Raw genomic sequence first — 10,876 nt, 5'->3', positions numbered from 1 at the left:
AAGGACACGGGCGGAACGGCGCTTGCAATCGGCTGCTTGGCCCCGGCGCAACAGCCGCCTATAAGGCATTGAACGACAAACCGGAGCCGAAAATGCGCACAGCCACGATCACGCGGAAAACCGAAGAGACCGAGATCACCGTTGAAGTTAATCTTGACGGGACAGGGTCCTATGACAACGTGACCAAGGTTGGTTTTTTTGACCATATGCTGGATCAACTGGCCCGTCATTCGCTGATCGATATGCGCATTCGGGCCAAAGGCGATCTATATATTGATGATCACCACACCGTCGAAGATGTGGGGATCACATTGGGCCAAGCCATCACCCAAGCGCTTGGAAACAAACGGGGAATCACCCGTTACGGGTCCTGCCACCTGGCGATGGACGATGCGCAAATCCGCACGGCACTGGATTTGGCCGGACGCCCCTATTTGATTTTCAACACCGAATTTTCCTCGGATAAAATCGGCACGTTTGATACCGAATTGGTCCGCGAATTTTTCCAAGCTCTGTCGGTACATGCCGGGATGACGCTGCATATTGATCAACTACACGGGTTCAATTCGCACCATATTGCTGAGGCGATGTTCAAATCTGTGGCACGCGCATTGCGGGTTGCGGTTGAATTGGACCCACGCAAAATGGATGCGATTCCTTCGACCAAGGGCACATTGTAATGCTGACTGCGCTGGTCGATTATGACAGTGGCAATTTGCATTCGGCGCAAAAAGCGTTTGAACGGATGGCTCGGGAAACGGATGGCGGCACAATTGTTGTCACGTCTGAGGCTGATGTCGTGGCCAAGGCGGACCGGATTGTTTTGCCCGGCGACGGCGCGTTTCCTGCATGTCACGCCGCGCTACATGGTGTTGACGGATTGGCCGAAGCGATCACGGATGCCGTTGAAAGCCGGGCTGTTCCGTTTTTAGGTATCTGTGTTGGCATGCAGATGATGGCCAAAAGCGGCTTTGAATATCAGGAAACGCCGGGCTTTGGCTGGATTGACGGGCATATTCACCCAATTGCACCTTCTGATCCTAAAATGAAGGTGCCGCATATGGGGTGGAATGACCTGATCATCGATCAGGAACATGCGGTTCTAGACGGTGTAGCCACCGGGGATCACGCCTATTTTGTGCATTCCTATCAGATGGTTATGAACAATACGCAGCATCGATTGACCCATGTTGATTACGGCGGTGACATCACGGCCATTGTGGGACGGGACAACATGATTGGCATGCAGTTCCACCCTGAGAAAAGCCAAGCTGCTGGCCTGAAACTAATCGCCAACTTTCTAAGCTGGGCCCCATAAGAAACGCCCGCCAAACCGGCGGGCGCTACATCTGATTTGAGAGATGCAATTACTGGCGCGTCCAGACCCCGCCTTCGCGGCAGATCCCTAAAACGCAGCCAGAAACAGTCAACTGATTGCCGCTAAGCTGCAGCCGGGAATTGTAGGTTTTATCACGATCCGGCGAATACACTTTGCCCGTATATGCGCCGCCGCCACTGGCGACCGTTTCGGAAATAATGTTCTGACCGATGTTGTCAGACGGAATTTCGGCGCCATTTGGGCCATAAGCGCGGATCAATGTGCCACACAGCGCAGACCCACAGGGCGCAACCTGAATCAGCCCCGAATTGCCATTATCATCAGCGGTTGTGCGCCACGTGCCTTCTAACGGGTCCGCCGTTGCCGCCCCCGCCAATGCAATTGCGCCAACGACGCTCAATACAAACTTTTTCATTCTGTCCTCCCATGAACTGAACGCATGCTGCGGCATTGCCCCCCACCCGATCAAGTATGACGTGGGGTCGGCCCCGCATCGTTGCATCCCGGACGCCAACATGCATAAACAGCCCCAACATTGCGCCCAAATCGTGAAAGGCACGTTAAATGATCCTTTATCCCGCCATCGACCTAAAAGACGGCAATGCCGTACGCCTGATCAAAGGCGAAATGGATCAAGCCACCGTGTTCAACGACAATCCGGCTGCTCAGGCGATGGAATTTGCCAATGCGGGTTGTGAATGGCTGCATCTGGTGGATTTAAACGGCGCCTTTGCCGGTGAACCTGTCAATGCCGCCCCAGTTGAAGAAATCCTGAAACAAACCAAAGTGCCTGCGCAGCTTGGGGGCGGGATCCGCGACATGGCGACAATCGAACGCTGGCTGGATCGCGGGCTGGCACGGGTCATTTTGGGCACGGTTGCCGTGGAAAACCCTGATTTGGTGCGCGAAGCGGCGCGTGCCTTTCCGGGCAAAGTTGCTGTGGGCATTGACGCGCGTGACGGGCGCGTGGCGACCAAAGGCTGGGCCGAGGAAACCGATGTCATGGTGACTGATTTGGCAAAATCCTTTGAGGATGCTGGCGTGGCTGCAATCATCTACACCGACATCAACCGCGATGGGGCCATGCAAGGGCCAAATGTGCAGGCCACGGCCGATCTGGCCAATGCCGTATCAATCCCTGTGATTGCATCTGGTGGCGTGTCCTCGCTTGAGGATCTGCAAGCACTGAAAAATTGCGGTGCTGCGTTAAATGGCGCGATTTCTGGCCGTGCGCTCTATGATGGGGCAATTGATCTAAGCGATGCGTTGACCCTCTGCCGCGCCTAAACGATTTTCTGAACAGGTGGCTCAAAATCTGCCGATTTTGAGCCTCGTGGGGCCCTGCCCCACGCCCCAAACCGAAGGGTCGCCAAACCCCTTGCCGTTTCAGGTCGCGCGGCCTATCAAGCGGGCATGCTTAAAACACGTATCATACCTTGCCTGGATGTCGCTGATGGGCGTGTCGTCAAAGGCGTGAACTTTGTCGATCTTGTCGATGCTGGCGATCCGGTGGATGCCGCCATCGCCTATGACGCCGCAGGTGCCGACGAACTTTGTTTTCTTGATATTCATGCAACCCACGAAAATCGTGGCACAATGTATGATCTGGCCACCCGCACGGCGGAACATTGTTTTATGCCGCTGACCATTGGTGGCGGGGTGCGCACCCACGAAGATGTGCGCAATCTGTTGCTGGCTGGGGCGGACAAAGTCAGCTTTAACTCTGCGGCGGTGGCCAACCCAGATGTTCTGACCGAAGCCGCATTGCGGTTTGGATCACAATGCATCGTCTGCGCAATCGACGCCAAAACGGTGGAACCCGGACGCTGGGAAATATTCACCCATGGCGGGCGCAAAGCCACCGGGATCGACGCCATTGAATTTGCCATCACTGCCGCCGAAAAAGGCGCGGGAGAAATCCTGCTGACCTCGATGGACCGCGACGGCACCAAGGCGGGGTTTAACCTGCCATTGACCCGCGCGATTTCAGACGCGGTGAACGTGCCTGTGATCGCATCGGGGGGCGTCGGAAATCTGGATCATCTGGTCGAAGGCGTGACAGAAGGCGGCGCATCGGCCGTGTTGGCCGCGTCGATTTTCCATTTTGGGACCTATACGATCGGTGAGGCCAAACAACACATGGCCGATGCAGGTATCCCCGTGAGGATGACATGAGCCTGAAGACGTTAAACGCAACCATTCAGTCCCGCATTGGGGCCGACCCTGACAGTTCGTGGACCGCGAAATTGCTGTATAAGGGGCCGGAAAAATGCGCCGAAAAGTTCGGTGAAGAAGCCGTGGAAGCGATCATCGAAGCGGTGAAGGGTGATCGCGACAAACTCATCTCAGAAGCGGCGGATTCGATCTATCATCTGTTGGTCATGTGTGCGGCACGCGGCGTCAATCTGGATGATATCGAAGCAGAACTGGCGCGGCGCGAAGGTGTTTCCGGGATTTCAGAAAAAGCCAGCCGCTGAGCGACTTTTCAAAGTTTCGAGCTGATCATCCCGGTGTTGAAACCGCCCATGCGCAATTCCCCGAATAGGCGCTGATATTCCATTTTGGGGCATTTGTTCTGGATCACGTCCACACCACGTGCCGTGGCGATTTTTGCAGCCTCCTCATGTTCGACGCCAATCTGCATCCAAATGGTTTGCAAATTTGGCCAACGCCCCAAAGCGTTATCCACTATTTCGGGCACGGCGTCTGACCTGCGGAAAATATCAACCATATCAAGATCATGCGGGATGGACGCCAAATCGGCATACACCTCTTCGCCCAGGACTTTCTGGCCTACCAGCCCCGGATTCACCGGGATGATCCGATATCCCTTTAGCTGTAAATAGCGCGCGACATAGAAACTGGGCCGGATTTCTTTGGCAGAAATTCCCACAATCGCGATGGTTTTGGTGCGCCTTAACACCCGCGTCAGAAATGCATCGCTATAGGTCACAACAATCCCCTTTCCATCCTTTGTGCAAGAAAAATCGCCCGAGGCATAGCCCCGGGCGTCAGTCGTGGAACGAGGGACAGTGAGATTGGGGCGGCCTGTTCCAAAAGCCGGCCCTCGTTATATAGGTAAGAGGCCCATTCTCACATTAAAGAGCATGTCGCGCATCTGTGAACACGGGCTTAAAAACTGGCGAAAAACCGCAAGAAATGTGTTTACCCCAAAATGCCCGGCCAGTTGGCTTCTGCCAGTGCGATATTGCCGGGGATGTCTTCGCTCCAGACTTGGCGCACGGCGACTGAAAAATTCAGGTACAGTTTGCCTTCGTAAATTGTCCACGCTTCTGGGACAGAGGTTGCGAGCGCCCCTTTTGACGCCGCAAAGGCGCAATATCCGCCGAATTGCGGGGCATATGCGGTTGGATCGGCGGCAAACATGTCACGGTTTTCGGCGTTGGCAAAATGCCATGTCGCGCCTGCCCAATCATAGGAATGCGCCGCATCCCCCATCACAGGGCCACCTTGGGTGAAAAAGGCCACGGGATCAGCGCCACGGATCGCAATCCCATCAACCGCAAACGTTTCTGGTTCGCCCGCCAGCGCAATCTGTGGCAGCGCAACAATCGGTGCAAGCACCAGCGAAGTTTTCAACAATTGACGACGTGACAGCATGAGGCGTTCCTTTGGGTTGATCATAGCCCTCAGTAAATGTGCGCAATTGCGATTGGGTAAACCCAAAAGACATATGCCTAACGCAGGCGTGAACCGTCGTGACTGATCCTAGTCGAAAATATCTTCGACGATGTCCCAAAGTTCCTCAAAAATCTTGTTGCGCTTGGGTTTGCGTTTCTTTGATTTCTTGACCGGCATTTCTTTGACGTCATGTGCCCCATATTGCGACCGCGCCGGTTTCTTTGATTTGACCTTTGGCTGGGTCGTCTTGGGCATTATTTTAAGATTATGCAAAGGTGCGCCGCAGCTTGCGCAGCTCAATTCATGGCGCACATCCCCCCGCAGCACCAACGCCGCGCGCGTCCCACAATATGAACAAGTCGCAACTTTGTGTACAGTCATCCGCAATCCTAGGTCAGTTAGCACGACCAAAGATGCGTGCGATGGGTTAATCTGGTCCCCGTTATATTTGTGATACCCCCCGCGTCTTCAAGAGCAAACCAAAGGGAAATCTATGTCTCAACAGAGTAAGCCCGGTACCTCATTTCAAATTGATCTACGTCGCCTGAACAAAAGCGTCGGCTTTGTTGCGCTGAGCCTGCCGATTGTGGCTTTGATGACGTCCCAATGGTTGGGAAACTGCGATTACGTATCCCTAAGCCACTATTATTATGGCCGTTTTAGTGGCGATATGTTTGTCGCCGCTTTGGGCGCAATTGGTTTTTTGTTGCTATTCGCCTATACCGGATTAGAGCAATCCGAACGTGAAAGCGCCCATTGGAAAATGGATCGCTGGCTGATCCGCGTGGCGGGATTGTGCGCGATTATCGTGGCCCTGTTCCCGACCCGTGGGTCCGGTTGCGACTATGCAGGGCAAGTGGGACGCGCCTTTGTTGTTCAATCCTCAGGCTCAGAGGATTTTTTCCCCGGTGACGCTGCCCTATTTAGCAACAGTTCCTTTGACGCCGTTGCAGGGTTCCACCTGATGGCGACGTTTGACGATGGTGCATGGGCCTGGATTGGCGACATTCACTATGGCGCAGCCGGGGTCATGTTTGGAATATTGGCCTATTTTTCAGCCTTTGTGTTTACACGAATCCATTCCCAAGACGCATTAACGTCGCATGGCAAAGCCTTCTCAAAGAACAAGAAAATCAGAAACCTGCTTTACAGAATTTTTGCCGCGATGATCGTTATTCCCACCGCGACAATTGTTTGGGTCAGCTTTGCAATTGATCCGTTTGATCCGTTTTTCCAAACTTGGATCGACGCACGTGGCACGTTTTGGTGTGAAACAATTGCGCTTGCGGCCTTTGGGGCGTCCTGGCTCCTCAAGGGGCGCTTTTATGGCATTTTATCAGACGCTTAGCGTCCCGTAGAGGCATATAATGCAATCGCGGCGGCATTTGACACGTTCAACGACCCAAAAGCCCCGGCAAAGTCGATTTTCACCAGCGCATCACAGGTTTCGCGGGTTTTTTCACGCAATCCCGGCCCCTCAGCGCCCAGAACCAGCGCTACGGGGCGGTCTTTCTTGCCGTCCAGCACCTGCTCTATGGTTTGCTCTGCTTCGCCCGCCAGACCCAAAATGATATAGCCCAGCGCGCGCAGCTCTTCCATTGTGTCGGCAAGGTTGCGAATGCGCAAATAGGGCTGACGTTCCAGCGCGCCAGATGCGGTTTTGGCCAAGGCCCCGGTTTCGGGTGCAGAATGGCGTTTGACCCCGATCACAGCGCGCGCGCCGAACACTTCGGCAGATCGCAAAATCGCCCCCACATTATGGGGATCCGTCACACGATCCAGCAATATAACCCGCGGCGGAATATCCCCGTCCCCCAGACAGATTTCATTCACCGGCCCCCAATCCAGCGGCTTCACCTCAAGTGCGGCGCCCTGATGGACCGATTGCGGATCAATCGGCACATCAAATTTGCGTGGCTCCACCATTTCAGGCTCCATGCCCGACGCGGCAATCGCATCCTCTAGCCGGCCCATGGCGTTTCGGGTCACAACCAAACGCAATTTGGTGCGATTTGGATTTTCCAACGCATCCCGCACGGCGTGAATGCCAAACAGCCAGATTGTCTCGGCTGCTGCTGCGCGTTTTGCCTGCTCTTTGGCAACAACCCATGTCGGTTTTTTCATTGAAATCCACTCCTGCCAGATCAGAGCCGGACAAGTCGCAGAAAAAGTCACCATCAGCAAGGTTTTTCCCGATTTAACCGCTTGACGCCCCTCAACTTCGGTCGTAATCAGACCCCGGTTTGGGCGACAGGCCGCAAGGTGTGGCAGGGGACTGTAACTCCCTCGCGGAGACGCACGCCTGGTTCGATTCCAGGGTCGCCCACCATTCTCCTCACGACATTTTTTATTGGTTTTCCCGGTTCGGAGGCCAGCTCAGAAGCCTTTTATTTTTGCCCTATCAGGTTAAGGCACTGCCGTTTACATTCTGGAACGCAGAGCAATCGAGGCGACGCTTTTTCGTCTTGCGCATCGCATTAATTCCAAGAAACCCGGCGCAAAAGCTAAAAATAAACAAAACCGAGCCCGGCACTGGGACTGCCGCAACAGACCAGACGGCAAAAACCCGTCCATCATTCGGCTGGAAGAAATCGATCGGCACATTCACGACCAGAGATACTGAATCGAGGCGAGTATCGTTGCTAAACACTCCGACAACGGCAAACGACCCCACATGATCGCTGAACCCTGCATAGGGTGTCCTGATATTGCACAGACGGCTGTCGTCGCACCCGTCAATCAAAGATGGATCAGTATCATATATTGTACCACGGACTGCTTCGCTTAATGCCACAACAGCATCTGAAATAGTGTTGACATCAAACAGAAAATCGCTCTGGTCATCGCAACCCGAAAAAACAGTTATACAATTTCCGTCCTCAAAAGCGACGTCATACAACACGCCGTTTACTTCTATCCCAACGATACCTGACGGCGAAATTGTTAAAGCGAAAACTGGCAATGCCATACAGGATAGAAAAAACGAAATGAATGCTGTTTTCAACAGATGTGTCATGACTTCCCCCCGGAAATACACCTGTAAACGTTACTTATCTCCAAAAATTAGTCAAGTTCGCGCACAATCCGAAACCCCATCATATCCCCGCTGGAAGTTACAAAAACATGCCCTCGCGCCGATGGTCGCGCATAATCCATTGCAACAGCATAACTGCCACCTTTTAAGGCGCGATTGCAGTCTGGGTAGGCCAGGTCATGGGCTAAATAGTCACTGTCCAGCGCAAGCCCAAGATGTTGGTCCGCCCGGCACGACTGGGTAATCTCAAACACGTTGCCAGACATGTGCCGTAGTCCCCACGCATTTGCCGCATCCAATTCTTGCACCGGAACCGGGCTCTCGCGCGACAAAAGATGCGGCATTTCCTCACCGCGAAGTCTCTCCGTTCCTACACGTGAAAAATTCGCTTGATCAGGTGTCAGATCATCACCTTGGGCAAAACGGGTTTCTGTCCCCGCGCGCGCGGCATATTCCCACTCTGCCTCGGTTGGCAGGCGGTAAACGTCTGCCCCAACCTGAGCATTCAGCCAATTGGTATATTCCTGAATGTCCAAAACAGACACATTGATCACGGGATGGTCTGGCCCCAGTTCAATGCGGCCAGTGCGCGTCAAAATCCACGCATCCGGTTCATGGCGACAGGCCCCCGCTGCCACACATTGGGACCATTCCCCAAACGTCACTTCATTGCGCCCGATTGCAAAGGGAATGTCCATGACAACCGGGTGACGGGGATGTTCATGCGGCAGGATATTCACCTCATCTGGGCCGCGCCGTCGCCACGTTGCATCGGGGCCAAAAACGTCGAATGGATTGCGTGATTCCCCTTCAATCGCACCCATCATGAACGAACCGGCGGGCATCATGATCATTTCCGGGCAGGCATCGCAGTCTTGAAACTGGGTCAGCGGGGCGGGTTCATCGGTCTGTGCAACCGCATTTTGTGCAATTCCCACCAAGCTTATGACCGTTAAAAGTTCGCGTAACATACCAAACACCTTTGTTTTCTGAACAACGGACGCCTCATTATATCTGGGTTTTATCGCAATGAAAGAGTTGAACAATGTATCATGCGCCCCCCAAATTTCAAAACAGAGCGTGTGTCAGGCGCATTTATTCAGGTCGTTTACTATTCAGGAACCTAGGTCCGGGAAAACCATTCACGCCGCCGAAATGAAAAGGTTTGATGGGTCATAAAATCTGTAAACCCTACGGAATAAGCACTTGGTTGCGATCGAACCGGGCGAAATCGACCGTGCCGTCATCCAAGGTGATTTCCACATAGATGTTGTTCACAAACCCGGATGGCATGATCACATAAGGCAGGAAATTCTCCACATCAGTCATGGCATTGGGGCTGGCTGTGTCTTCGTGGCAAGGCTCCATCGGGAACACTTCGGTGGCGGGGGCGCCGTTCACGCCATAGCGGATGTCCCAAAGCCCACAGCGCCATGACAGCAGATGGGTAAAGTACACCAAATCTTGCCCCTCATAGTCGCGCACGGCGACCCAATTGGCTTTGGTCATACCAAGGATCGGTTTTACCTCTACGGCGGTGGTGAATTTGCCCGTTGGCACCTGTGGTTCGGGCACGCGGTCCGCCCCATCCCCTGATCCGGCATCTATCTGCGGCAACACCACAGCAGTATCGTCCTGCATCGCTGCGACGGCGTCCATTTCCGGCTCTGCGCCCAGCGCGGTTCCAATCACAAACGGTAAAAATAATTCAATCATGTCTTTTCTCCTTCCGACGCCGTGATCTGGCTTTTGCGGCGCGGGTTGCGGGTCTATAGTGACACCCATAACGAATGAGGCAGGACAAGTATGGCGCGCAAATCCAAATCAGGCCAGCTTTTCAATATCATGATTGTTGGGCAATCCGGGCGTCTGGCCTATGAGGCCGTGCTGTTTGCGGCGTCTTTACGCGCCAATTCCCCGGATTTTGCCGGTCGTTTGATTGTTGCTGAACCCCAACCCGGCAATCATTGGCCCCATGATCCGCGCCTACCCGATCATGTGCGCACCGCCCTGTTGGATTTGGGCGCCGAAATCGTCCCGTTTGACAATCAGCATTTCGGCCATAGCTACCCCTATGGAAACAAGATCGAAGGCCTGTCCGCCCTGCCCGCAAATGAGCCGTTTATGTTCTTTGACACCGACACATTGGTGCTGGGCGAGCTGAACGATCTGGTCATTGATTTCACCAAACCCTCTGCCTCTATGCGGCGCACAGGTACATGGCCGGTTGAGGAACTCTATTGGCCCGGCTACAGCGCCATCTGGAAATCGCTTTATGATCGGTTCGAGCTGGATTTTGACAGTTCGCTGGATTTGACTAAACCCGACGAATATTGGGAACGATACCTCTATTTCAACGCCGGTTGGTTCTATGGGTCTGACCCGGCAGCGTTTCGCGACAAATTCCTGACCTTCGCGCTAAGCATCCGTGACAATCCGACCGATGAAATGGTCATTCAACCGCTGGATCCCTGGCTGGATCAGATCGCCCTGCCCTTGGTCATTCATGCCTTGGGCGGCGGGCGTCCGGGGCCGGATCTGGATGGGTTGGATGGGGACATCACCTGTCACTATCGCATGTTGCCACTGGCCTATGCCCGTGAAAGCGACGCGGTGGTGCAATGCCTTGAAACCGTCACTGCCCCCAATAAAATCAAAAAAGTGCTGAAGGAACATGACCCGTTCAAACGCATGATCTATCAGGGGCGCGGCCACAAAGTGCGCGCGCTATTTGATCAGAATGATCTGCCCCGTAAGGAACAGAAAATCCGCAACATCATCAAAAAAGAAGGTTTTTGGATGCGGTAAGCCCCGTCGGTCTGTGGTGTTTTGTTGACGCAAACGCGCGCGTCATTGGCGAT

Annotated in this window: 15 protein-coding genes and 1 tRNA gene; 8 read left to right on the top strand and 8 right to left on the bottom strand. The window is 53.9% G+C overall.

Annotated features, from left to right (window positions below):
- The first annotated feature begins 92 nt into the window (after positions 1-92).
- Both hisB and hisH read left to right on the top strand, forming a co-directional pair.
- Positions 93-680 (top strand): imidazoleglycerol-phosphate dehydratase HisB, encoded by a 588-nt coding sequence (gene hisB, locus AB1F12_RS06440; RefSeq protein ID WP_368187451.1) that lies wholly within the window; start codon positions 93-95, stop codon positions 678-680.
- Positions 680-1,318 (top strand): imidazole glycerol phosphate synthase subunit HisH, encoded by a 639-nt coding sequence (gene hisH / locus AB1F12_RS06435; protein WP_368187449.1) that lies wholly within the window; start codon positions 680-682, stop codon positions 1,316-1,318. Before hisB ends, hisH begins: the two co-directional genes overlap by 1 nt.
- A gap of 49 nt (positions 1,319-1,367) precedes the next feature.
- Here the strand turns inward: hisH and AB1F12_RS06430 are convergent, their stop codons facing one another.
- Positions 1,368-1,754 (bottom strand): DUF2147 domain-containing protein, encoded by a 387-nt coding sequence (locus AB1F12_RS06430; RefSeq protein WP_368187446.1) that lies wholly within the window; start codon positions 1,752-1,754, stop codon positions 1,368-1,370.
- Positions 1,755-1,903: 149 nt separating this feature from the next.
- Here AB1F12_RS06430 and hisA point away from each other — a divergent pair, with 149 nt between their 5' ends.
- The 3 genes from hisA to AB1F12_RS06415 all read left to right on the top strand — a co-directional run bounded on the left by hisA (position 1,904) and on the right by AB1F12_RS06415 (position 3,816).
- On the top strand, positions 1,904-2,626 hold the full coding sequence (gene hisA, locus AB1F12_RS06425) for a 1-(5-phosphoribosyl)-5-[(5-phosphoribosylamino)methylideneamino]imidazole-4-carboxamide isomerase (RefSeq protein WP_368187444.1): 723 nt from the start codon (positions 1,904-1,906) through the stop codon (positions 2,624-2,626).
- Between the two features lie 126 nt (positions 2,627-2,752).
- A complete protein-coding gene (gene hisF, locus AB1F12_RS06420) occupies positions 2,753-3,514 on the top strand; it encodes an imidazole glycerol phosphate synthase subunit HisF (RefSeq protein ID WP_368187442.1) in 762 nt (253 codons plus the stop codon).
- Complete coding sequence (locus AB1F12_RS06415; protein WP_368187441.1) at positions 3,511-3,816, top strand: phosphoribosyl-ATP diphosphatase; 306 nt, start codon at positions 3,511-3,513, stop codon at positions 3,814-3,816. The genes hisF and AB1F12_RS06415 overlap by 4 nt, the downstream gene beginning before the upstream one ends.
- Before the next feature lie 8 nt (positions 3,817-3,824).
- On the opposite strand, the gene AB1F12_RS06410 is transcribed toward AB1F12_RS06415, so the two are convergent.
- From AB1F12_RS06410 to AB1F12_RS06400, 3 genes are all read right to left on the bottom strand, one after another.
- Positions 3,825-4,292: a CoA-binding protein gene (locus tag AB1F12_RS06410; protein ID WP_368187438.1), complete on the bottom strand. Its 468-nt coding sequence runs from the start codon at positions 4,290-4,292 to the stop codon at positions 3,825-3,827.
- A gap of 212 nt (positions 4,293-4,504) precedes the next feature.
- Positions 4,505-4,960: a YHS domain-containing (seleno)protein gene (locus tag AB1F12_RS06405; RefSeq protein ID WP_368187436.1), complete on the bottom strand. Its 456-nt coding sequence runs from the start codon at positions 4,958-4,960 to the stop codon at positions 4,505-4,507.
- 108 nt (positions 4,961-5,068) lie between these two features.
- Positions 5,069-5,236 carry a hypothetical protein gene (locus tag AB1F12_RS06400; protein ID WP_368187434.1) on the bottom strand — a complete coding sequence of 56 codons (168 nt, stop codon included), beginning with the start codon at positions 5,234-5,236 and terminating at the stop codon, positions 5,069-5,071.
- A gap of 238 nt (positions 5,237-5,474) precedes the next feature.
- Between AB1F12_RS06400 and AB1F12_RS06395 the strand changes: the two genes are divergently transcribed.
- Complete coding sequence (locus AB1F12_RS06395; RefSeq protein ID WP_368187433.1) at positions 5,475-6,329, top strand: hypothetical protein; 855 nt, start codon at positions 5,475-5,477, stop codon at positions 6,327-6,329.
- On the opposite strand, the gene rlmB is transcribed toward AB1F12_RS06395, so the two are convergent.
- Positions 6,326-7,105, bottom strand: coding sequence for a 23S rRNA (guanosine(2251)-2'-O)-methyltransferase RlmB (gene rlmB, locus AB1F12_RS06390; RefSeq protein ID WP_368187431.1), 780 nt, complete (start codon positions 7,103-7,105; stop codon positions 6,326-6,328). The genes AB1F12_RS06395 and rlmB overlap by 4 nt on opposite strands.
- A gap of 121 nt (positions 7,106-7,226) precedes the next feature.
- Here rlmB and AB1F12_RS06385 point away from each other — a divergent pair.
- Positions 7,227-7,310 (top strand) — tRNA-Tyr (locus AB1F12_RS06385).
- Positions 7,311-7,382: 72 nt separating this feature from the next.
- On the opposite strand, the gene AB1F12_RS06380 is transcribed toward AB1F12_RS06385, so the two are convergent.
- The 3 genes from AB1F12_RS06380 to AB1F12_RS06370 all read right to left on the bottom strand — a co-directional run bounded on the left by AB1F12_RS06380 (position 7,383) and on the right by AB1F12_RS06370 (position 9,731).
- Positions 7,383-7,997, bottom strand: a complete 615-nt coding sequence (locus AB1F12_RS06380) for a hypothetical protein (RefSeq protein ID WP_368187430.1) — start codon at positions 7,995-7,997, stop codon at positions 7,383-7,385.
- Positions 7,998-8,044: 47 nt separating this feature from the next.
- The gene (locus AB1F12_RS06375; protein WP_368187427.1) at positions 8,045-8,986 is read right to left on the bottom strand and encodes a formylglycine-generating enzyme family protein; all 942 of its coding nucleotides are present in this window, start codon (positions 8,984-8,986) and stop codon (positions 8,045-8,047) included.
- A 220-nt stretch (positions 8,987-9,206) separates the two neighbouring features.
- Positions 9,207-9,731 carry a hypothetical protein gene (locus tag AB1F12_RS06370; RefSeq protein WP_368187426.1) on the bottom strand — a complete coding sequence of 175 codons (525 nt, stop codon included), beginning with the start codon at positions 9,729-9,731 and terminating at the stop codon, positions 9,207-9,209.
- 90 nt (positions 9,732-9,821) lie between these two features.
- Between AB1F12_RS06370 and AB1F12_RS06365 the strand changes: the two genes are divergently transcribed.
- Positions 9,822-10,823 carry a hypothetical protein gene (locus AB1F12_RS06365; RefSeq protein WP_368187424.1) on the top strand — a complete coding sequence of 334 codons (1,002 nt, stop codon included), beginning with the start codon at positions 9,822-9,824 and terminating at the stop codon, positions 10,821-10,823.
- The last annotated feature ends 53 nt before the right edge of the window (positions 10,824-10,876 follow it).

It is taken from the genome of Aestuariibius sp. HNIBRBA575, assembly GCF_040932005.1.
Classification (GTDB): domain Bacteria; phylum Pseudomonadota; class Alphaproteobacteria; order Rhodobacterales; family Rhodobacteraceae; genus CANLNM01.
This window is presented reverse-complemented; position numbering and strand designations above follow the sequence as displayed.

Excerpts from the sequence above, each read along its gene's own strand:
- hisB (WP_368187451.1), top strand. The coding sequence starts at position 93 with ATGCGCACAGCCACGATCACGCGGAAAACCGAAGAGACCGAGATCACC.
- hisH (WP_368187449.1), top strand. The coding sequence starts at position 680 with ATGCTGACTGCGCTGGTCGATTATGACAGTGGCAATTTGCATTCGGCG.
- AB1F12_RS06430 (WP_368187446.1), bottom strand. The coding sequence starts at position 1,754 with ATGAAAAAGTTTGTATTGAGCGTCGTTGGCGCAATTGCATTGGCGGGG.
- hisA (WP_368187444.1), top strand. The coding sequence starts at position 1,904 with ATGATCCTTTATCCCGCCATCGACCTAAAAGACGGCAATGCCGTACGC.
- hisF (WP_368187442.1), top strand. The coding sequence starts at position 2,753 with ATGCTTAAAACACGTATCATACCTTGCCTGGATGTCGCTGATGGGCGT.
- AB1F12_RS06415 (WP_368187441.1), top strand. The coding sequence starts at position 3,511 with ATGAGCCTGAAGACGTTAAACGCAACCATTCAGTCCCGCATTGGGGCC.
- AB1F12_RS06405 (WP_368187436.1), bottom strand. The coding sequence starts at position 4,960 with ATGCTGTCACGTCGTCAATTGTTGAAAACTTCGCTGGTGCTTGCACCG.
- AB1F12_RS06400 (WP_368187434.1), bottom strand. The coding sequence starts at position 5,236 with ATGCCCAAGACGACCCAGCCAAAGGTCAAATCAAAGAAACCGGCGCGG.
- AB1F12_RS06395 (WP_368187433.1), top strand. The coding sequence starts at position 5,475 with ATGTCTCAACAGAGTAAGCCCGGTACCTCATTTCAAATTGATCTACGT.
- rlmB (WP_368187431.1), bottom strand. The coding sequence starts at position 7,105 with ATGAAAAAACCGACATGGGTTGTTGCCAAAGAGCAGGCAAAACGCGCA.
- AB1F12_RS06380 (WP_368187430.1), bottom strand. The coding sequence starts at position 7,997 with ATGACACATCTGTTGAAAACAGCATTCATTTCGTTTTTTCTATCCTGT.
- AB1F12_RS06375 (WP_368187427.1), bottom strand. The coding sequence starts at position 8,986 with ATGTTACGCGAACTTTTAACGGTCATAAGCTTGGTGGGAATTGCACAA.
- AB1F12_RS06370 (WP_368187426.1), bottom strand. The coding sequence starts at position 9,731 with ATGATTGAATTATTTTTACCGTTTGTGATTGGAACCGCGCTGGGCGCA.
- AB1F12_RS06365 (WP_368187424.1), top strand. The coding sequence starts at position 9,822 with ATGGCGCGCAAATCCAAATCAGGCCAGCTTTTCAATATCATGATTGTT.